General features: G+C 32.2%; 23 protein-coding genes. 14 read left to right on the top strand and 9 right to left on the bottom strand.

From position 1 onward, the window contains the following. Positions 1 to 24 precede the first annotated feature (24 nt). On the bottom strand, positions 25 to 561 hold the full coding sequence (locus ABJD66_RS10110) for a collagen-like protein (protein ID WP_348131060.1): 537 nt from the start codon (positions 559 to 561) through the stop codon (positions 25 to 27). 171 nt (positions 562 to 732) lie between these two features. Between ABJD66_RS10110 and ABJD66_RS10105 the strand changes: the two genes are divergently transcribed. Together ABJD66_RS10105 and ABJD66_RS10100 are read left to right on the top strand one after the other, a co-directional pair. Continuing rightward, positions 733 to 1,542, top strand: coding sequence for a M48 family metallopeptidase (locus ABJD66_RS10105; RefSeq protein ID WP_100895463.1), 810 nt, complete (start codon positions 733 to 735; stop codon positions 1,540 to 1,542). An 82-nt stretch (positions 1,543 to 1,624) separates the two neighbouring features. Next, positions 1,625 to 2,944, top strand: coding sequence for an MFS transporter (locus ABJD66_RS10100; protein ID WP_348131056.1), 1,320 nt, complete (start codon positions 1,625 to 1,627; stop codon positions 2,942 to 2,944). 75 nt (positions 2,945 to 3,019) lie between these two features. On the opposite strand, the gene ABJD66_RS10095 is transcribed toward ABJD66_RS10100, so the two are convergent. The 4 genes from ABJD66_RS10095 to ABJD66_RS10080 are packed head-to-tail and all read right to left on the bottom strand — an operon-like array spanning position 3,020 to position 5,913. Next, positions 3,020 to 3,742, bottom strand: a complete 723-nt coding sequence (locus ABJD66_RS10095; protein WP_100895465.1) for a head GIN domain-containing protein — start codon at positions 3,740 to 3,742, stop codon at positions 3,020 to 3,022. Between the two features lie 11 nt (positions 3,743 to 3,753). Next, positions 3,754 to 4,830, bottom strand: a complete 1,077-nt coding sequence (locus ABJD66_RS10090; RefSeq protein WP_348131099.1) for a hypothetical protein — start codon at positions 4,828 to 4,830, stop codon at positions 3,754 to 3,756. Continuing rightward, a complete protein-coding gene (locus ABJD66_RS10085; protein ID WP_348131053.1) occupies positions 4,811 to 5,359 on the bottom strand; it encodes a hypothetical protein in 549 nt (182 codons plus the stop codon). The genes ABJD66_RS10090 and ABJD66_RS10085 overlap by 20 nt, the downstream gene beginning before the upstream one ends. Further along, entirely contained in the window at positions 5,356 to 5,913 is a 558-nt protein-coding gene (locus ABJD66_RS10080; RefSeq protein WP_100895468.1) for an RNA polymerase sigma factor, read from the bottom strand. The genes ABJD66_RS10085 and ABJD66_RS10080 overlap by 4 nt, the downstream gene beginning before the upstream one ends. Before the next feature lie 218 nt (positions 5,914 to 6,131). Here ABJD66_RS10080 and lon point away from each other — a divergent pair, with 218 nt between their 5' ends. Together lon and cmk are read left to right on the top strand one after the other, a co-directional pair. Then, entirely contained in the window at positions 6,132 to 8,576 is a 2,445-nt protein-coding gene (lon, locus tag ABJD66_RS10075; RefSeq protein WP_100895469.1) for an endopeptidase La, read from the top strand. 55 nt (positions 8,577 to 8,631) lie between these two features. Beyond that, positions 8,632 to 9,324, top strand: a complete 693-nt coding sequence (gene cmk / locus ABJD66_RS10070) for a (d)CMP kinase (protein ID WP_303543516.1) — start codon at positions 8,632 to 8,634, stop codon at positions 9,322 to 9,324. 57 nt (positions 9,325 to 9,381) lie between these two features. Here the strand turns inward: cmk and ABJD66_RS10065 are convergent, their stop codons facing one another. Further along, the gene (locus tag ABJD66_RS10065; RefSeq protein ID WP_100895471.1) at positions 9,382 to 9,762 is read right to left on the bottom strand and encodes a LysM peptidoglycan-binding domain-containing protein; all 381 of its coding nucleotides are present in this window, start codon (positions 9,760 to 9,762) and stop codon (positions 9,382 to 9,384) included. 272 nt (positions 9,763 to 10,034) lie between these two features. On the opposite strand from ABJD66_RS10065, the gene rpsA reads away from it, so the two are divergent. The 8 genes from rpsA (at position 10,035) to mtaB (ending at position 18,060) form a co-directional block, all read left to right on the top strand. Continuing rightward, positions 10,035 to 11,867, top strand: coding sequence for a 30S ribosomal protein S1 (gene rpsA / locus ABJD66_RS10060; protein ID WP_100896843.1), 1,833 nt, complete (start codon positions 10,035 to 10,037; stop codon positions 11,865 to 11,867). 209 nt (positions 11,868 to 12,076) lie between these two features. Further along, positions 12,077 to 12,616 carry a bifunctional pyr operon transcriptional regulator/uracil phosphoribosyltransferase PyrR gene (gene pyrR / locus ABJD66_RS10055; RefSeq protein WP_303543525.1) on the top strand — a complete coding sequence of 180 codons (540 nt, stop codon included), beginning with the start codon at positions 12,077 to 12,079 and terminating at the stop codon, positions 12,614 to 12,616. A gap of 10 nt (positions 12,617 to 12,626) precedes the next feature. Next, positions 12,627 to 13,553, top strand: coding sequence for an aspartate carbamoyltransferase catalytic subunit (locus ABJD66_RS10050; protein WP_100896844.1), 927 nt, complete (start codon positions 12,627 to 12,629; stop codon positions 13,551 to 13,553). Between the two features lie 6 nt (positions 13,554 to 13,559). Continuing rightward, the gene (locus ABJD66_RS10045; RefSeq protein WP_100895473.1) at positions 13,560 to 13,892 is read left to right on the top strand and encodes a ribonuclease Z; all 333 of its coding nucleotides are present in this window, start codon (positions 13,560 to 13,562) and stop codon (positions 13,890 to 13,892) included. Between the two features lie 79 nt (positions 13,893 to 13,971). Beyond that, positions 13,972 to 14,877: a ribonuclease Z gene (locus tag ABJD66_RS10040; protein WP_348131046.1), complete on the top strand. Its 906-nt coding sequence runs from the start codon at positions 13,972 to 13,974 to the stop codon at positions 14,875 to 14,877. Between the two features lie 137 nt (positions 14,878 to 15,014). Then, positions 15,015 to 15,938, top strand: a complete 924-nt coding sequence (locus tag ABJD66_RS10035) for a DMT family transporter (RefSeq protein ID WP_348131044.1) — start codon at positions 15,015 to 15,017, stop codon at positions 15,936 to 15,938. Positions 15,939 to 16,025: 87 nt separating this feature from the next. Then, positions 16,026 to 16,673, top strand: a complete 648-nt coding sequence (gene pdxH, locus ABJD66_RS10030) for a pyridoxamine 5'-phosphate oxidase (protein WP_348131041.1) — start codon at positions 16,026 to 16,028, stop codon at positions 16,671 to 16,673. Between the two features lie 58 nt (positions 16,674 to 16,731). After that, the gene (gene mtaB / locus ABJD66_RS10025; RefSeq protein WP_348131038.1) at positions 16,732 to 18,060 is read left to right on the top strand and encodes a tRNA (N(6)-L-threonylcarbamoyladenosine(37)-C(2))-methylthiotransferase MtaB; all 1,329 of its coding nucleotides are present in this window, start codon (positions 16,732 to 16,734) and stop codon (positions 18,058 to 18,060) included. Positions 18,061 to 18,113: 53 nt separating this feature from the next. Here the strand turns inward: mtaB and ABJD66_RS10020 are convergent, their stop codons facing one another. Then, positions 18,114 to 18,410, bottom strand: a complete 297-nt coding sequence (locus ABJD66_RS10020) for an N-acetyltransferase (protein WP_100895478.1) — start codon at positions 18,408 to 18,410, stop codon at positions 18,114 to 18,116. A gap of 180 nt (positions 18,411 to 18,590) precedes the next feature. Here ABJD66_RS10020 and ABJD66_RS10015 point away from each other — a divergent pair, with 180 nt between their 5' ends. Then, the gene (locus tag ABJD66_RS10015; protein ID WP_348131035.1) at positions 18,591 to 19,241 is read left to right on the top strand and encodes an alpha/beta hydrolase; all 651 of its coding nucleotides are present in this window, start codon (positions 18,591 to 18,593) and stop codon (positions 19,239 to 19,241) included. A gap of 55 nt (positions 19,242 to 19,296) precedes the next feature. Continuing rightward, complete coding sequence (locus tag ABJD66_RS10010) at positions 19,297 to 20,238, top strand: lytic transglycosylase domain-containing protein (RefSeq protein ID WP_348131032.1); 942 nt, start codon at positions 19,297 to 19,299, stop codon at positions 20,236 to 20,238. An 80-nt stretch (positions 20,239 to 20,318) separates the two neighbouring features. Here ABJD66_RS10010 and ABJD66_RS10005 read toward each other — a convergent pair whose 3' ends face one another. Beyond that, on the bottom strand, positions 20,319 to 20,834 hold the full coding sequence (locus ABJD66_RS10005; RefSeq protein WP_100895481.1) for a hypothetical protein: 516 nt from the start codon (positions 20,832 to 20,834) through the stop codon (positions 20,319 to 20,321). Between the two features lie 3 nt (positions 20,835 to 20,837). Next, a partial coding sequence (locus tag ABJD66_RS10000) for a DUF6263 family protein (RefSeq protein WP_348131029.1) occupies positions 20,838 to 21,290 on the bottom strand: 453 nt, incomplete at its 5' end.

Raw genomic sequence — 21,290 nt, 5'->3', positions numbered from 1 at the left:
GGCTTATAATATTGTAAGCTATTCTTATTTTAAAGAAACCTGTATAACATCTTCTTCTTTGGTATCTAAAATACCCATAACATCATTAATATTGCTAGTATCTAATTTGCCGTTAACAGCATCTGCAGGTAAAATAGCAACTCTAAATGTTTGGTTTGCTGTGTCATCAGTACTTAGAGTACTTAAATCAAAATCAGAATCTAAAAAGAAATTTGCATCTACAAAAGTATGGTCATAATTATAAATTAAAGTACCTTGGTCTAATAATCTAGTTTGGGGCATTAAGCGCCATACATTTATAGGTTGCCCATCAGTACCATCAACTTGTTCCCATAAAATATAAACTAAAACAACATCAGACTCAAAAACTTCTACAGCAGTAGGAAATTCAAAAGTTAATGTGTAATTGTTTCCAATGTTAAAATCTCCAGTAACCTGGTAGACACTGCCAATTGCATCAACTCCGTCTAGTCCGTCAATTCCATCTCTTCCGTCAGAGCCACTGCAAGCTGTTAATACTAATGCAAATATTGCTGCTATTGTTAAGGTAATTTTTTTCATAAGATATCTGTTTTATTTCGTTTTCTTTTTTGATGTTTCAAAAAGCGTTCCAAATTTAAAATTAGAAAATTTATTTTGCATATCAACTAAAGAATTAAGATTATATCTATGATATTATAGCAACATAGAATATTTTTGTATTTTTAAAAGCACACTAAACACATTACTATTATGAAGAAGATATTATTAGTATTAACTATTTTTTTAGCAGTTTCTGCTTGTAAAACAAATCCGTTTACAGGAAAGAAAACATTAAATATGTACCCAAACAGTTCAATATTTCCTACTGCTTTTGCGCAATATGATCAGTTTTTAACTGAAAACAAAACAATAACAGGTACTAGTGAAGCAAGGATGATTGCCTCTGTAGGGCAACGTATAGCTTCAGCAGCAGAACGTTGGTTAACAGCAAATGGGTATCCTGGGTATTTACAAGATTACAAATGGGAATATAACTTGGTAGATGATAATACGGTAAACGCTTGGTGTATGCCAGGAGGTAAAATTGTTTTTTACACAGGTATTTTACCAATTTGTCAAGATGAAACAGGTATAGCTGTAGTTATGGGGCATGAAGTAGCGCACGCGTTAGCAGATCACGGAGCGCAACGTATGTCTGCAGGGCAGTTACAGCAAATAGGTGCTGTTGCAGGTAATGTTTTAATTAAGGATGAAGGAGCAAAAAATACATTTAACCAGGCATACGGTGTAGGATCTCAAGTAGGGGTAATGTTACCTTTTAGTAGAGGTCATGAAACAGAAGCAGATCGTATTGGTTTGCAAATTATGGCAATTGCAGGTTATAACCCAGACGAAGCAGCAGAGCTTTGGAAAAGAATGAAAGCCAATAGTGGAGGACAATCTCAGCCAGAGTTTATGAGTACACACCCATCTAACGATACTAGAATAAATAATTTAACAGCTTGGGCGCCTGCAGCTAAAGAAGAAGCTAAGAAATTTGGTGTAACTACTTTTAAGTAATTGTAGTATAAAAGTAAAAATCATTTATAATTGTATATTAGAGCTGTTCAAAACCAAATTTGAACAGCTCTAATTTTTTTATATGACCAGTATTGCATTAGTAAAAGGAAGTAAAAAGCTATTAAACGCCTGGGCTTTTTATGATTGGGCAAACTCAGTTTACAGTTTAGTAATAGCATCTGCTATTTTTCCTATTTTTTATGGAGCACTTTTTAGAGCAGCAAACATAGAAAAAGTAACCATTTTTGGAGGCGAAATTGCTAGAGCTCCTTTAATTAGTTATACTACATCTTTAGCATTTGTATTTATTGCCATTATTACACCTTTAATTTCTGGCGTTGCAGATTATCTAGGGAATAAAAGAATGTTTATGAAATTCTTTTGCTATTTGGGCGGAGTTTCATGTATTGGTTTGTATTGGTTTTCATTAGATAATTTATACTTTGGTTTGCTTTGTTTTTTTATGGGGTTAGTTGGTTTTTGGGTGAGTTTTGCTATAAACAATTCTTATTTGCCAGATGTGGCCCACCCAGAGCAGATGGATGCTATTAGTGCCAAAGGTTTTTCTATGGGCTATGCAGGCAGTGTTATATTATTGCTTTTTAATTTGTTGATGGTGATGAAACCGGAGCTTTTTGGAATTGAAACAGATTCTGAGGGTATTGCAGAGCTAAAAGCAATGAAATATTCTTTTGTTACTGTTGGTATTTGGTGGATTATTTTTAGTCAATATACATTTTACTACTTGCCTAAAGGAAATAAGCAGGAGGGCGACCGTAAAAATGTAATTTTAAATGGTTTTAAAGAGTTAAAAGGAGTTTGGGGGCAACTTGGTAGTCAGGTAAAATTGAAGCGTTATTTAATAGCTTTTTTTGTATACAGTATGGCTGTGCAAACAGTAATGCTAATTGCTACTTATTTTGGAGAAGAAGAAATTGCTTGGGGGACAGATAAGGAGCGTACAACAGGCCTAATAGTAAGTATTTTAGTGATACAAATAGTTGCTATTCTTGGAGCATTAGTGACAGCAGCAGCATCTAAAAAGTTTGGTAATGTAAAAACACTTGTAGTGGTAAATATATTATGGGTAGTAATATGTATTTATGCATTTTATATGATAACGCCTATAGATTTTTACATAGGAGCTGGTTGTGTAGGCTTGGTTATGGGAGGTATACAAGCGTTGTCTAGGTCTACTTACTCTAAGTTTTTGCCAGATACTAAAGATACTACCTCTTTTTTTAGTTTTTATGATGTTGCAGAGAAAATAGGAATTGTAATAGGAACCTTTTTATATGGTTTTGTAGCACAAGTAACAGGTAGTATGCGTAATGCTATTGTGTTTTTAGCCATATTTTTTATAGCAGGTGTAGTATTGCTTTTACGAGTAGATAAAAAATAAATATTTTAAATCTATTGATTTTAAATAAAAAGGAGGTTGCAAAACGCAACCTCCTTTTTTGTATTATTATTATTATTATCCTTTAGAAATACCACCAGAACCAGAAGTTTTACTTTCTATTTTTTTAGGATTTCCTCGGTATCTAATATCACCAGAACCAGATACTCTAGCGTCTATAGTTTCTTTAGCGGTAACTTTAATATCTGCAGAACCAGATACCAATGCTTTTACATAGTCTGCTTCTAAATCATATGCAGAGATATCTCCAGAACCAGATACTCTAACAGTAAAGTCGGTTGCAGAGCCACTTAAATTAATATCTCCAGACCCAGACATAGATGCTTTTAGTTCTTTTGTTTTAACTTTTAGGCTTATGTCTCCTGAGCCAGAGATGCTAGTTTCAAAAGTATTGCTAACTAAAGTTGTTTTGCCAACTATGTCGCCAGAGCCAGATAATGTTGCTTCATTTATGTGTTCTACAGGTACAGTAACTAACAATTTGCTGTTTCTAGACGGAGTTAAATTCATTCCTTTTTCAGCCTTAATTACCAGTTTTCCGTTTTTAACTTCTGTTTTAATATGATTAATAATGTTTTCATCTCCTTGGATAGTAATTTTTCCTTCTTTACCATCTACAAGTTCTACATCAAAAAAACCAGATAAAGAAATTGCTTCATAATCTCCAACATTTCTAGTATCTGTAGTAATATTTCCGTTTCCTTTTACACGCTTTCCCCACTGTGCATTTGCTGCAAAAGTTAAGGTTAGAGCTAGGCTAAGTGTTATTATTTTTTTCATTTTAAGTGTTTTTAGTTTTTATGTATTGATATGCTTCCGTATTCGGTAGCTATGTTTACAAAGTTATTGCTGTTTTCTGATCCGCAAGAGCCTTTATAATATTTTTGTGAGTTTTTAACTTCTTTAACATTTATATTACAATTGTCTACACCGTTTATTCCCCCGTATGAAGATTTAAGTTCAAACTTAAAGTTATAATTAGGGTTGTGTCCAATTTTTACTCCAGTATAATCGGCATTAATAGTAATGTTGCCAGCGTTTTCTGTGAGCTCAGCAATTTTAATAGAGCCATAGTCTGCATTTAAAGATACGTTGCCATTAATTTTACCTAGCTTAATACTAATATAATCGCCATTGCCTTCAATATTTTTTGCCTCGCTTACAGATAAACTCCCGTAATCACTATTGTAAACTAAATTTTCCATTTTGATTATAGAGGCGCTAGTGTAATCTGTATTTAAATCTAAATTACCAGCTTTTGTAATGGTAAAGCCAGAGTAATCTGCATCAATTTTAGCACTATTAATATAATCTATTTCAGATTTAGAAGTGTAATCAAAATTTAAGTTGTTGTTACGCCCTCTAAGTTCGCCAATATCTAGTCTGCCATAATCACAGTTTATAGTTGCGTGGCCATCAATTCTATCTAAGGTAATAGAACCATAGTCATTAGTTAAGTCAATATTATTTTTAACAGGTAGTTTAATGGTGTAGTTAATTTGCATATTAACATTGTTGCTATTACCCCAACCCCAACTACTGGTTTTATTTATATTAGTTTTTGCAGATACGTTGCTACTAGAACCTTTAAAACTAATTGTAATATCGTCTAATTTACGCTGTACTTTTTCCTCATTATTTCCACTGGTTTTTATGTGTACTTCTATTTCTATACGGTTTTGATCCCAAGAGGTAATATTTAGGTTGCCGTACTTATTATTTACTTTTAAAAATGCATTTGTATTTACACTAAATTCTTTTTTAATGGTTTTTTCCTTAGTGTATTTTCCCTTGTCATTGTTAGCAATGCTTAAAATAGGAATAGTAAGTAGTAGTAAAGTTATAAACTTATAGTGTAGAGTTTTCATCATTATATTTCTTTAAATTTTTAATAGTATCAATTTGTGCCATTACATCTCTTATAAGATCTATTCTGGTTTGGTAATTGGTAATTATGGCACTTAGTATTAATTTGGTGTTACCACCATTTAATAGGTTTTTTTCTAGCTTTTTATAGTCGCTCTCTAATTTATTTAGTTGTATAAGAGTGTCATCTATAATTTTTTTTGTGCTAGGAGATGTTTCTTTTTTTAGTTCGTTTACTTGGGTGTTAATTAAGCTGGCAAAATAAAATTTAGTTTCATTTACCTCTGGAGCTATTTCTGCAATTTGCTCGTTAGTGGTTTGCTTTTGGTAAAATAGTGTAAAACCTATTGAACATAAAAATGCTATAGATGCTGCAATTGCAAATAGTTTCCAAGAGAATTTTTTAGGTGTTTTTTTTGTAGCATTAAGCTTCTCTATAAAATTAGCAGTATGTGTAGTGCTAGGTTCTTGAGTGTCAAAACTACCTTTTAACTCTTTAAATAAATTATCTATGTCTGTATTGTTTTTCATATGCAAGCGCTAGTTAATTGTTTACGCAAACTTTCTTTAGCTCTAGAAATTGTAGTTCTACAATTTGCATAACTAATATTCATTATTTCACTTATTTCTTCATAGTCATACCCTTCAATTAAATGTAAGGTCAAAGAAATTCTATAGTTGTCTTTTAAATGTTGCATGGCATCCATCACTTTTTGAGCCTTCAATTGTGTTTCACCATCATCTTTTGTACTACTATCATTATCTTTGACCCTGTACATAATATCATCTAAAGCAACTACTGTGTTTTTTTGTTGCTTTCTGTATTGGTAAATACTATTGTTAATTACTATTCGTTTTAACCAAGCACCAAAAGCTACTTCACCTTTATAGGTATGTAATTTTGTAAATGCACTTAAAAACGATTCTTGCATAATATCCTCTGCTTCGGCGCTATGTTTTACAATTCGGTATGCAGTGTTGTGCATTGCTTTATAGTACCGGTTATAGATCTCTAGCTGTGCACTTTGCTTACCTTGCTTGCATTGTAGCAATAAAGTATTGATATGTTCTTTTTGTTGGCTCAAAAAAATGTATGGTTTGTTTTATAGATGATAGATTGATTTAATTGTTACAATTTTTTTTCAATCTGCTTGGTATTGGCATAAGAATTGACTTTACATAAAGGATTAAAGTACGGTACAAGCTACGTTATATAGGCTTTTACTTAGTATTGATAAAAATAAATAAAATTTAATAATAGATTTCTGTTTTTATTTTATGACAGAATGACTGAAATATAACTATGCGAGATTCAGAATTTGACAATTTGGCGCTGCAAGGTATTAATGAGGAGGCGGAGCTTATACCATTATTAACACCTGAAGACGAGGAGGAAATGAGTAAAGAGCAATTGCCAGAAACATTACCAATATTACCATTGCGTAATACAGTATTGTTCCCTGGTGTTGTAGTGCCTATTACTGCTGGTAGAGACGCGTCTATACATTTAATAAAAGATGCTAATAACGGATCTAAAGTTATTGGCGTTGTTGCACAGAAAGATGAAGAAACAGAAAATCCTGGTGTAGATGATATACATACTTTAGGTACTGTTGCCAGAATATTACGTGTTTTAAAAATGCCAGATGGCAACACTACGGTAATAATACAAGGTAAAAAAAGGTTTGAGGTTGCAGAAGTATTAACCGAAAAACCTTATATGACCGCTACAGTACGCGAAACTAAAGAGGTTAGAGGAGAAGAAGAAACTCCAGAGTTTAAAGCTATTATAGAGTCTATTAAAGAGATGGCTTTAAAGGTAATATCAGAAAGCCCTAATATTCCTAGTGAGGCTTCATTTGCTATTAAAAACATAGAAAGTAACTCTTTTTTAATAAACTTTGTATCATCTAACTTAAGGTTACCTGTAAAAGACAAACAAGAGTTGTTAGAGATAGAGAACTTAAAAGAAAGAGCATTAGCTACTTTAAAGTTTATGAATGTTGAAATGCAGAAACTGCAATTAAAAAACGATATTCAGTCTAAGGTACGTACAGATATGGACCGCCAGCAAAGAGAATACTTTTTACACCAACAAATGAGAACCATACAAGAAGAATTGGGTGGTGGCGCTACGGCAGAAGATGAGTTGGCAGAATTAAGAGAAAGAGCTAAAAATAAAAAGTTTACTAAAAAAGAAAGAGAGTATTTTAATAAGGAAATTAGTAAAATGCAACGTATGAATCCGCAAGTAGCGGAATATGCCATACAGCGTAATTACTTAGACTTTTTTGTTGATTTACCTTGGGGAGATTACTCTACAGATAAGTTTGACTTAAAAGAGGCTCAAAGAATATTAGATAGAGATCATTACGGGTTAGAAGATGTAAAAAAGAGAATTATAGAATATTTAGCAGTTTTAAAGCTAAGAAATGATATGAAATCTCCTATTTTATGTTTGTACGGACCTCCAGGTACAGGTAAAACATCTTTAGGTAAATCTATAGCAGAAGCCTTAGGTAGAAGCTATGTTAGAATGTCTTTAGGTGGCTTGCGAGATGAGTCTGAAATTAGAGGACACCGTAAAACATATATTGGCGCTATGCCAGGTAGAGTTTTAAAAAACATTAAAAAGGCAGAGCACTCTAATCCTGTTTTTGTTTTAGATGAAATAGATAAGTTATCTAATAGTCATCAAGGAGATCCTTCTTCTGCAATGTTAGAAGTTTTAGACCCAGAACAAAACAACGAGTTTTATGACAATTTCTTAGAAGTTGGGTACGATTTGTCTAAGGTGATGTTTATAGCAACTGCAAACAACCTTGGTGCAATACAGCCAGCGCTTAGAGATCGTATGGAAATTATAAACGTGTCTGGTTATACTATTGAAGAAAAAGTAGAAATAGCAAAAAGACACTTGTTGCCTAAGCAATTAAAAGAGCACGGTTTAAAAACCAAAGACTTAAAAATAGGTAAGGCGCAATTAGAGAAAATAGTAGAAGGTTATACAAGAGAGTCTGGTGTACGTTCTTTAGATAAGCAAATAGCTAAAATGGTACGTTTTGCCGCAAAATCTATAGCAACAGAAGAAGAATACGAGGTTAAAGTAACCAACGAGATTGTAGAAAAAGTTCTTGGCCCAGCAAGGTTAGAAAGAGATAAGTACGAGAATAACGATGTTGCAGGTGTTGTAACGGGCTTAGCTTGGACAAGTGTTGGAGGAGATATTTTATTTATAGAGTCTATTTTATCTAAAGGTAAAGGAGCTATGAATATTACAGGTAACCTAGGAAAGGTTATGAAAGAGTCTGCTACCATTGCTCTAGAGTACATAAAATCTAATTCAGATTATTTTGGAATTAAAGACGATATTTTTGACAAGTATAATGTGCACATACACGTGCCAGAAGGTGCTACGCCAAAAGATGGTCCTAGTGCAGGGGTAACAATGTTAACTTCTTTAGTTTCTTTATTTACACAACGCAAGGTTAAAAAGAGCCTGGCAATGACAGGTGAAATTACTTTACGTGGTAAAGTATTACCTGTAGGTGGTATTAAAGAGAAAATTTTGGCTGCCAAAAGGGCAAGAATTAAAGAAATAATTTTGTGTGAAGACAACCGCAAAGATATTTTAGAAATTAAAGAAGATTATCTAAAAGGACTTACTTTTCACTATGTAACAGATATGAGTCAGGTTATAGATATTGCTGTAACAGACCAAAAAGTAAAAAACGCAAAGAAAATCTAGTATACCAAAGGCTATTTAATTAAATTTAGATAGCCTTTATTTTAAGCATATTAATATGAAAAAAATTACAATTGCTATAGATGGGTATTCATCAACCGGAAAAAGTACCATAGCAAAACAATTAGCTAAAGCATTGGGTTATGTGTATGTAGATACAGGAGCAATGTATAGAGCAGTAACGCTTTATGCAGTAAAAAAAGGTTTTGTGTCAGAAACAAGTGATGATTTTGCTGCATTAATAGCAGATTTGCCTAACATCAATTTAAAATTTGTACATAATGAAGATTTAGGATTTTCAGAAATGTATTTAAATGATGAAAATGTAGAAAAAGAAATTAGAACTCTTGCGGTTTCTAAATTGGTAAGTAAAGTTGCAGCTATAAAAGAAGTACGTGTAAAACTTGTGGAAATGCAACAGGCAATGGGTAAGGAAAAGGGTATTGTTATGGACGGCAGAGATATAGGTTCTGTTGTTTTTCCTGATGCTGAGTTTAAAGTTTTTATGACAGCATCTCCAGAAACAAGAGCACACAGACGTTACAAAGAATTAATAGATAGGGGAGATGATGTAACTTATGACGATGTTCTTAAAAATGTACGTAGCAGAGATCATATAGACTCTACCCGTAAAGAATCTCCGCTAATATTATCTAAAGACGCAATAGAGTTTGATAATAGCGATATGGGATTAGCAGAACAGTTTGAGCGTATGCACAATTACGCATTACGAGTAATAGAAAAACAATAAGCATAAAAAAACGGCAATCTAAATTTAGATTGCCGTTTTCTTTTAAACCGCTGTATTTTATAAATTTGGTATTACCAAAACTTGGTCAGGGTGTATAACATCAGGATTTTTAAGAAGACCAGTATTGGCTTCAAAAATCTGCTTGTATTTCATTGGGTCACCGTAGTAATGCTTTGCAATTTTACTTAAAGACTCTCCACCTTGTACAGTATGTCTGTGGTATACAGACTCATCTGCTACAGTAATGTTAGCTTTAACATCTGCAGGACTATCACCACCAACTTCTTTAATTTTATCCCAAATTAAGTTTTTTTCGTACTGTGTTGCAGCTTGTCCTTTTATTTTTAAAACGCCACCTTCTTCAGTAACATCTCCGTCTTTAATGGCTAATTTTTCACCTAGGTCTAAAACAGACTGGTATTTCGCTTTTACGCTCATAATGTTTATTATTTATAGTTAATTACTAATGCCTAATATAGTAAATATTAGATCAATTGTAAAGTAAAAAATTTAAAAAAGTATATAGATTTTGTAAATGCCTGAAAATTAGTTAAAAACAGTACTTGTTTTAATAAGTAATAAGTTGTATTTTTGCACCCCTTTTTAACGGTAGTGTAAGAGGAAAAGGGAGTAAACAAAACTTATATAACATCTTTTGCAGTGGAAGTATAACTCTTATAACATTGCAAAATACAAATTTTAATCAGCAAATGGCTGAAGAGAAAAACAACGCCCAAGTAGAGGAATCTACACCGGCAACAGAAGTAAAAGCAGTTACACCTAAGCAAGATCCAAAAGAATTTTTGGCTGAATTTGATTGGGATAAGTACGAAGAAGGAATTGAGCGTGTAGACGATTCTAAATTAGAAGAGTTTGAGGCAATGGTTGCTGAAAACTTCGTAGATACTGCAGATGAAGAAGTAGTTACAGGTAAAGTTGTTCATTTAACTGAGCGTGAAGCTATTATTGATATTAACGCTAAGTCTGAAGGTGTTATATCTTTAAACGAATTCCGTTACAATCCAGATCTTAAAGTTGGTGACAACGTTGAGGTTTTAATTGATATTCGTGAAGACAAAAGTGGACAATTAGTATTATCTCACAGAAAAGCTAGAACAATTAAGGCTTGGGATAGAGTTAATAACGCTTGTGAGAAAGAAGAAATCGTTAATGGTTTTGTTAAGTGCAGAACTAAAGGTGGTATGATCGTAGATGTATTTGGAATTGAAGCATTCTTGCCAGGTTCTCAAATAGACGTGAAGCCAATTAGAGATTACGATCAGTATGTTGGTAAAAACATGGAATTCAAGGTTGTTAAGATTAACCAAGAATTTAAGAACGTAGTTGTTTCTCATAAAGCTTTAATTGAAGCTGATATTGAAGAACAGAAGAAAGAAATTATAGGTCAATTAGAAAAAGGACAAGTATTAGAAGGTGTTGTTAAAAACATTACTTCTTACGGTGTGTTTATTGATCTTGGTGGTGTAGATGGTTTAATCCACATTACAGATCTTTCTTGGTCTAGAATTAACCACCCTAATGAGGTTGTTGAGTTAGATCAGAAAATGAACGTTGTAATTTTAGATTTTGATGATAACAAATCTAGAATCCAATTAGGTCTTAAGCAGTTAGAGAAGCACCCATGGGAAGCGCTTAGCGAAGAAATGAAAGTTGGTGACAAAGTTAAAGGTAAAGTAGTTGTTATAGCAGATTACGGTGCATTTATTGAAGTTGCTGAAGGTGTTGAAGGTTTAGTACACGTTTCTGAAATGTCTTGGTCTACGCACTTGCGTTCAGCTCAGGATTTTGTAAAAGTTGGTGATGAGATAGAAGCTCAAATCTTAACTTTAGATCGTGATGACCGTAAAATGTCTCTTGGTATTAAGCAATTAACTCCAGATCCATGGACTGATATTGTATCTAAATACCCAGTAAACTCTAGACATAAAGGTATAGTACGTAACTTTACTAACTTTGGTGTGTTTGTAGAAATGGAAGAAGGTATAGATGGTTTAATCTATATTTCTGATCTTTCTTGGACTAAGAAAATTAAGCACCCATCTGAGTTTGTAACTGTTGGTGAAACTTTAGAAGTAGAGGTATTAGAATTAGATGTTGATGCACGTAAACTTAGTTTAGGTCATAAACAAACTACCGAAAACCCTTGGGACAAATATGAGACTGAATTTGCTTTAGACTCTGTTCACAAAGGAACTATTGATGAGATAGTAGACAAAGGAGCAATTGTTAACTTTAACGAAGACATTGCAGCATTTGTACCAACTCGTCACTTAGAAAAAGAAGACGGTAAGAAAATTGCTAAAGGTGAAGAAGCAGACTTTAAAATCATTGAATTCAACAAAGAATTTAAGAGAGTTGTTGCTAGTCATACTGCAATCTTCAGAGAAGAAGAGCAACGTAATGTAAAAGCAGCTGTTAAAAGACAATCTGCTGCAGCTGATGAAGCTAAGCCAACTTTAGGTGATGCTAACGAAGCTTTACAAGCGTTAAAAGATAAAATGGATGCAGCTAACAAAAAGTAAGCTCACATTTTAATAAATTTAAAAGCCTAAACGAAAGTTTAGGCTTTTTTTATGCTTAATTTTTTAAGTTAAATTGTTGATATTGGCTAACGTAACCAACATCAGTCTAAAAAAATAATAGCATAGTAAAAATAAAGAGGTTACTTTCTTTAACTAGTTTACGTATAAATTGCTATTTTTGTGTAACAAAAGCGTTGGTATCCTAACCTATGAGTAAAAAAGTACTACTTTCCTCTAAAGAAATCCAAATCATATTACATAGATTGGCTTGTCAGTTATTAGAAAATCATACAGATTTTAAAGACACAGTCTTAATAGGGTTACAACCACGTGGTATATATTTAGCAAAAAGACTATCAGATCTTTTAACACAAGAGTATGGTGTTAAAAAAATAGATCTAGGATCTTTAGATATTACATTTTACAGGGATGATTTTAGAAGAGGAGATAAAACCCTAGAAGCCAGTAAAACCCATATTAACTTTTTAGTAGAAGATAAAAAAGTGGTTTTTATTGATGATGTACTTTATACAGGACGTAGCATTAGATCTGCTTTAACAGCAATACAATCTTTTGGTAGACCTGCAGAAATAGAATTACTAACCTTAATAGATCGTAGATTTAGTAGACACTTGCCAATACAACCTAATTATAGAGGTAGACAAGTAGATGCTATTAACGAGGAAAAGGTACAAGTACTTTGGCAAGAGAATGACGGGCAAGACATTGTCTATTTAATAAATGAATAAAACAACGAAAATGAGCGAATTGAGTGTTAATCACTTATTAGGAATAAAATATCTTAACAAAAACGATATTAATCTCATTTTTGAAACCGCAGACCATTTTAAAGAAGTAATAAATAGGTCTATAAAAAAAGTCCCTTCTTTAAGAGATATTACTATTGCAAATATTTTTTTTGAAAATAGTACCAGAACAAAACTTTCTTTTGAGCTAGCAGAAAAAAGATTGTCGGCAGATGTAATTAACTTTTCGGCATCACAATCATCTGTAAAAAAAGGAGAAACGTTAATAGATACTGTAAATAACATATTATCTATGAAAGTAGATATGGTTGTTATGAGGCATCCAAACCCTGGTGCAGGTGTGTTTTTGTCTAAGCACGTAAAAGCTGCAATAATTAATGCTGGTGATGGTGCACATGAACACCCAACACAGGCATTGTTAGACTCTTACTCTATACGAGAAAAGTTAGGAGATGTAGGAGGTAAAAATGTTGTTATTGTAGGTGATATTCTTCATTCTAGAGTGGCTTTGTCTAATATATTGGCACTTAAATTACAAGGGGCAAATGTAAAAGTATGCGGTCCAAAAACATTAATTCCAAAACACATAGAGTCTTTAGGTGTTACGGTAGAAACAGATTTGCGTAAAGCGTTAAACTGGTGTGACGTAGCTAATATGTTACGGGTACAAAACGAGCGTATGGATATTAGTTATTTTCCAACTACCAGAGAGTACACTCAGCAATTTGGAGTAAACAAAGCTTTGTTAGAAAGCTTAGATAAAGAAATAGTAATAATGCACCCAGGACCAATAAACCGTGGCGTAGAAATTACTAGTGATGTTGCAGACTCTAATCAATCTATAATCTTAGATCAGGTAGAAAATGGTGTAGCTGTACGTATGGCTGTTATTTATTTGCTTGCATCTAAAATAAAATAATTTACTATGGTTTTTGATAAAGATGGTACAACTACAATTGTAGACCAAGAGAATATCTCTTTGGCTAAATTTTTAGAAAATTTAAACAATGCTTACGAGAAAATAAAGAACGATAATATTATTGTAAACCTTTTCTCTTTTTCAGCTTTAACAAGTTCAGATGTGTTAGAGTTTTTAGATTTATCTAACCAGCACAGAGGAGCTAATAAATCTTTTGTTTTGGTTACTAACAAGGTTTCTTATGATGATGTGCCAGAAGAAATATCTGTTGTTCCTACCATACAAGAAGCTAGGGATATTATAGAAATGGAAGAAATTGAACGTGATTTAGGCATCTAATTTTAAATTAAATAATACTTTTTTTAGCAAATAAGCAATGTTTGTTTGTTATAAATACTAACAAACAATAACTACTATTTTGCAATTAACTGTACTAGGTTGCCACGCAGCCACACCACGCACACTGGCTAACCCTACATCTCAGACATTAGATATAAGAGGGCACCTTTTTTTAATAGATTGTGGTGAGGGTACACAAGTACAACTAAGAAAAAGTAAGCTTAAGTTTTCTAGAATTAAGCATATTTTTATTTCTCATTTACACGGAGATCATTTTTTTGGACTTCCGGGTTTGGTATCTACCTTTAGGTTGTTAGGTAGAGAAAAAGAGTTACATATTTACGGACCAAAAGGAATTAAAGAAGCAATTACAATGTTGCTAAAACTTGGGGATTCTTGGACAAATTATCCGCTATATTTTCACGAGTTAACTAGCAAAGAATCTACCGTTGTTTATGAAGATGACAAAGTAAAAGTATCTACCATACCATTAAATCACAGAATTTACACAAATGGTTTCCTGTTTCAGGAAAAAGAAGTAGACCGCAAGTTAAATATAGATGCAGTAGCTTCTTATAAAATTGACAAGTGCTATTATCAAAAAATTAAAAACGGGAAAGATATTACTTTGGATAATGGTACTTTGGTTGCTAATGCAGATTTAACTTTTAATCCGCCTAAACCTAAAAGTTATGCCTTTTGTAGTGATACCGTTTTTGAACCTAGTATAATACCAGTTATAAAAGGGGTAGATGTATTGTATCATGAAGCTACTTTTTTAGATTCTGAAGCAGAATTAGCAACAAAAACAAAACACTCTACCGCAAAACAGGCTGCAACAATAGCTAAGCAAGCTAACGCAGGCGCTCTAGTTTTAGGTCATTATTCTACACGTTACAAAACTACCGAATTGTTTAAGCAAGAGGCAGAAGAAGTATTTACTCCAGTGCTATTAGGAGAAGATGGTAAATCGTTCGATTTTTAAAGGTATACACTGTTATCAATTTTTTAAGTTTTATCTTTGCCGGCTTTTTAAAGGCTAAATAGGCTTAATTTGTAGTGTAAAATTATTACAAAACTACATCACAAATGTCTTAGCTTTTAAAAATATAATTTATAGATATGGAGAAGTTAAAAGGAGCGCTATTTGTTTTAATTGGGGCAGCTAGTTATGGTGTGTTGGCAACATTTGTAAAGAAAGCAAATTTAGAAGGATTTAGTACCAGCGGATTAAATACATTGCAATATTTAATAGGTTTTATAGGGGTGGCTTTATTGGCATTACTCAATAAAAAAAATCGCACGGTTGCAAAAACTAAAGAAAATAAAAACGGAAAACTTAAGTTAGTACTTTTTGGTACAGCAGCAGGTTTAACAAGTTATTTTTATTATTTAAGTCTTAATTATATTCCTGTTTCTGTGGCTATTATTTTTCTTATGCAAGCCATTTGGATGGGGGTTGTTTTAGAAATGATTTTAAGTAAAAAAGTAGACAAACTTAAACTGTTTGGGAGTTTATTAGTAATTATAGGAACTTTATTTGCTGTTAATGTTTTTAATGAAAGCAAAGCTATAGATCCAACAGGTTTTTTTTTGGGAGTTATGGCAAGTATGTGTTATACTGCTACTTTGTATGCATCTAACACAGTTGCTGTTAGTTTACCTAATATGGTTAGGAGTAAGTATTTAGTTTTAGGTGGTTTGCTAATAGTATTACTTATTTGGAATACAGACTTACTTATGGAGTTTGACTATGCCAACTTAAGTTTTTGGCAATATGGACTGTTTTTAGGCTTTTTTGGTGCAGTTTTGCCTCCAATAGCCTTTAATAAAGGATTTCCTATTACAGGTATTGGTTTGGGTAGTATTTTAACATCATTAGAAATTCCGGTTTCAATATTAACTGCAAGTATAATTTTGGGCGAAGAAATTAAGGGTATACAATGGATTGGTGTTTTAATTATTATAGTTTCTGTCGCAGTTATTAATTATAAGAGTATTGTTAACGATATTAAAAACAGTAAAAACCAGCCAACTTCTGCTTAAATAATTAGTAAATTTGTAGTTGTAAAATTACAGTTGTTTTATGTTTTAGAACGATGTTATTTACGTTGTAAAATTAGAGATTACACTATGAAAAAGGATTTAGGGAACTACAGAAAATCATACCAAAAAAGTGAACTTTTAGAAGGCGGAGTATCTGACAACCCAATAGAATTATTTCAAAAATGGTTTTATGAAGTAGAAGCTACAGATGGCGTGGAGGAACCTAATGCTATGACAATTTCTACAATTGGTTTAGATGGTTTTCCTAAAAGTAGGGTAGTATTACTTAAAAAATATACACATGAAGGTTTTATTTTTTACACAAATTACAATAGTGAAAAAGGTAAAGCAATAGCAAACAACCCTAATATGTGTGTGTCTTTCTTTTGGCCAAATTTAGAAAGACAGGTTATTATTAAAGGAAAGGCAGAAAAAATAGCAGAGAATTTATCTGATGGTTATTTTGAATCTAGGCCAGATGGTAGTAAACTAGGTGCAATAGTGTCTGACCAAAGTACGGTGATACCTTCTAGAGAGTTTTTAGAAGATAAATTAAAATCTTTAGAGGAAGAGTATAAAGATAAAGAAATAGAAAGACCAAAGCATTGGGGCGGATACATTGTTAAACCTGTATCTATAGAGTTTTGGCAAGGGAGACCAAATAGGTTACATGATAGAATTAGATATGAGTTGCAAGAAGATTACAATTGGAAGATTGAAAGGCTTGCACCGTAAAGGTCTAGAAGTAATTTGTATATTTGCACCCCAATAAAAATGCTGTAATTAATTAAAAATGAAGAAGAAAGTAGCTTTTTACACACTAGGTTGTAAACTTAACTTTTCAGAAACTTCTACCATTGCTCGTAGCTTTGTAGATGAAGGTTTTGATAGAGTAGATTTTGCAGAAGCTGCAGATATGTATGTGATTAATACGTGCTCTGTAACCGAAAATGCAGATAAAAGATTTAAATCTATAGTAAAACAAGCTCAAAAGAAAAATCCAGATGCATTTGTAGCAGCAGTTGGTTGTTATGCACAGTTAAAGCCAGAAGAACTAGCAGCGGTAGATGGTGTAGATTTGGTTTTAGGTGCTACAGAGAAATTTAAAATTACAGACTATATAAACGATTTATCTAAAAACGATTTTGGAGAAGTACACTCTTGTGAAATTGAAGAAGCAGATTTTTATGTTGGTAGTTATGCAATAGGAGATAGAACACGTGCTTTTTTAAAGGTACAAGATGGTTGCGATTATAAATGTACCTATTGTACAATTCCGCTTGCTAGAGGAATTTCTAGGAGTGATACTTTAGAAAATGTTTTAAAGAATGCAGCAGAGATATCTGAAAAAAATATAAAAGAAATTGTACTTACTGGTGTAAATATTGGTGATTATGGTAAAGGTGAATTTGGAAACAAAAAACACCAACATACATTTTTAGAGTTGGTAAAAGCTTTGGATACTGTAGACGGTATTCATAGGCTTAGAATATCTTCAATAGAGCCAAATTTATTAAAAAATGAGACCATAGATTTTGTGTCTAAAAGTAATTCTTTTGTACCTCATTTTCATATTCCTTTACAGAGTGGTAGTGATGCTATTTTAAAATTAATGAGACGTAGGTACTTAACTAATTTATACATAGATCGTGTAGCTAAAATTAGAGAAGTTATGCCACACGCCTGTATTGGTGTAGATGTTATTGTTGGTTTTCCGGGTGAGACAGAAGAACACTTTTTAGAAACGTATCATTTTTTAAATGAATTAGATATTTCTTATTTACACGTTTTTACTTATTCTGAAAGAGATAATACGGTAGCTGCAGACATGGAAAATGCAGTACCTAAAAATGTAAGAGCTAAGCGTAGTAAAATGTTACGTGGCTTGTCTGTTAAAAAGCGTAGAGCATTTTATGAGAGTCAACTTGGATCTACAAGAACGGTTTTGTTTGAAAGTGAAAATAAAGAAGGTTACATAACTGGTTTTACAGAGAATTATGTAAAAGTTAAGTCACCTTGGAACCCAGAGTTGGTAAACACATTGCATACAATACAACTAACGGAAATTGATGAGGATGGTTTGGTACGATTTGACTTTGTTAAAACCGAAGTTACGGTATAAAAAAAAGGTGCTTTTAAAGTAGAACAACTTTTAAAGCACCTTTTGTAATTTTATTAGATACGTATACCAATAGGTAACATTTCTTTGTAGAGTCTTTTGTTTTTTCTTAAAAAGCTAGCGACATCAGGACTAGTAGGAACAACTCGCATATTCTTTTCTTGTATATCGTTTAAAACAGCCTTAATAAAGCCTTCTTTAAATTCAGTTTCGATAATTTCTTCAGGAATAATAAGTTTTGTTAAAAACACTTTACGTTCTTGTGATGAGTATTCTAATTTGGCCAAATGCCCATTAACTCTAGTTTCATACTGACGTAAAAAACTATTGTCTTTAATTTCTACTGCATTCATATAGTATTTATTTTAAATTGAAGTTAAAATATGCGCTATTGTGTTCTAAAATAACGATATTTAGTATCGTGAAATCATTATATTTTTCAGAGAAAAAAATGATAACAACCTAACAAAGTTACGTTAAAAATACGTAAAAACCTAGTTTTCAATTTACTAAAGAAATAGTTGTATTAATATATGGTTAACGTTTACTTAATGCCAGGTATGGCTGCAAACCCATCGATATTTAAAAACATTAAATTACCAGAAGAAAATTTTAATCAACATTTATTAGAGTGGTTTGTACCTGCAAAAAATATGACATTAGACGAGTACGCAAAGGAGATGTGTACTAAAATTAAAGAAACTAACGTTGTATTAATAGGTGTATCTTTTGGTGGTATTTTGGTTCAGGAAATGGCCAAACATATTAAAGTTAAGAAAGTTATAATTATATCAAGTGTAAAAACAAAGTATGAGCTTCCTAAACGTATGCGTTTAGCAAAGTATACCAAGGCATATAAGTTATTGCCAACAGGTTTAGTTACTAATATGGAAGTATTAGCTAAGTATGCATTTGGAGAAACGGTAACCAAACGTTTAGAGTTGTATGAGGAATATTTATCTGTTAACGACAAATATTACATAGATTGGTCTTTAGAACAGATTATAAACTGGAATCAAGAAAAATATAGTCCAGATTTAGTTCATATACACGGAGATAACGATCCTGTTTTTCCTATAAAACATATAAAAGACTGTATTATAGTACCAAAAGGAACTCATATTATGGTAATAAATAGATTTAAGTGGTTTAATGAGCATTTGCCACAAATAATTTTAGAATAGATAAGGTATTTAATATCTTTGGTAGCAATTGAATTTAAATAGAAATAGATATAGGATGAAAATAGTAAAAAGTATATTGATGTTTTTGGGAGTGGTTTTAGTGGCAGGCTCTTTAATGTTTGCAGTACAGAGTACTTCTGTAATACCACAGTTAAATGAAGATGTAGATGTTGTGACACCAGAAAATGGATATAAAGTTACTTCTATTGATATTCCTGCAGATTTAAATTTTGCAGGTGAAGCTGTACCATTAACAGATCCAGAAGTTATGGAGCGTATAGACCGTGAGTTTTTAGTAAATACATACTGGCAATCTAATGCTTTGTTGTTAATGAAAAGAGCTAATAAATACTTTCCTATAATAGAGCCAATTTTAGCTAAAAACGGAGTTCCGGATGATTTTAAGTACCTAGCGGTTGCAGAAAGCGGATTACAAAATGTAGTGTCGCCTGCAGGTGCAACTGGATTTTGGCAGATTATGAGAGCTACAGGTAAAGAATATGGTTTAGAGGTTAACAGTAATGTAGATGAGCGTTACCACATTCAAAAATCTACAGAGGTTGCTTGTAAGTACTTAAAAAAGTATAAAAATAAATTTGGAAATTGGACTTTGGCAGCTGCTTCTTATAATGCAGGTGCAGGAGCTATTAATAAATATCTAACACAGCAGAAGGTAGATTCTTATTACGATTTATTATTAGGGCAGGAGACAGGGAGATATTTATTTAGGATTATGGCAATAAAAGAAATTTTATCTGCACCAGAAAAATATGGTTTTGAAATTTCTGAAGATGAAATGTATAAAGCTGTGCCTAGCTTTACGGTAGATTTAGATGTTCCTGTATCTAATTTTGCTGACTTTGCAAATGAGTACGAGATTAACTATAAGATTTTAAAACGTCACAATCCTTGGTTAAGAGAGCCTCATTTAAATAATAATTCTAGAAAAAAGTATACTATTGAAATTCCTAATAAAGGATATTATAAAGTAGATTAAGTAGTTATTACTATTAATTTAAAAAGCCCATTAAACTTAGTTTAATGGGCTTTTTAAATTAAAAATACTATTCTATATAATTAGATTTTCTTCATTTGTTGCTTCATCATTTTTATCTGATCTGCAAGCATACCTTGTTTGTCTAATTTTTTAGCTTCGTTTAAAAGCATTGTAGCTTCTCTTTTACGTCTTTTTTGCATTGCAATACCTGCTAAGCTTAATTTAGCCATAGCAACATCATAATCCATTGTTAAGCCTAATTTAAGAGCTTTTTTAAAGTATTTTTCAGACTGAGTTAAATTTGTTTGAGAAAAAATAATTCCGTGTAAGTAATTATAATACCCTTGTTGTTTAACTGTTAAAGCACCTTCAGGATTTTTAATTTTAGTTAACCATTTTTGGGTTCCAGCAAGGTCTTGCTTTCTCATCCTTAAAAAGGCAAGTAAAATAATTTCGTTTCTAAAGTAAAGAAATACAAATACAAGAGAAAGTAAGATAAGGGCAATTCCGTTACCTATGTTACCTTCTATAAATTGATATACTGCGTATGCTATAATTAAGGCTGCTATACCTATTTTAATGTTTTTATTGAACATATTTTATTCTTCTATAGTTTTATAAGTAATTGTTGATGTAATTTTTGTTGGTATTTTTTGATCTCCTAACATTGGTATAGTAGAATTTCCGTTAGTTGTTCCGGTAACTTCCATTGTGTTAATAAAACCAGTTTTTGCATTAGCTATTGCTTTAGTGGTTTGCGTACCAGTTAAATCCATATTAGCATTTGCATCTTTAACTGTCATTATAACATCTGCAGTACAGCTTAAAGTGGTTGTGTTAGCATCTTGTGCATCTAAGGTCCACTTGTTTTTAGTATTTAACTTACCAGAGTATTCATTTTCCCAAGTATCTCCAACGGCAACTTTGTTTGTTGCATTAGGGTAAATGTATGTCATTTGTTTAAAGCTATTGGCTAAACCTTCTGTTCCGTATTCTTTTCCTAAAGATGTTTTTATAGTAGCTAAAGTAGTAGCATCTGTAATACCAGAGGC

The organism is Cellulophaga sp., assembly GCF_039943695.1.
Lineage (GTDB): Bacteria > Bacteroidota > Bacteroidia > Flavobacteriales > Flavobacteriaceae > Cellulophaga.
Note: the sequence above shows the minus strand (reverse complement) of the source record. Positions and strands in the feature narration are given on the sequence as shown.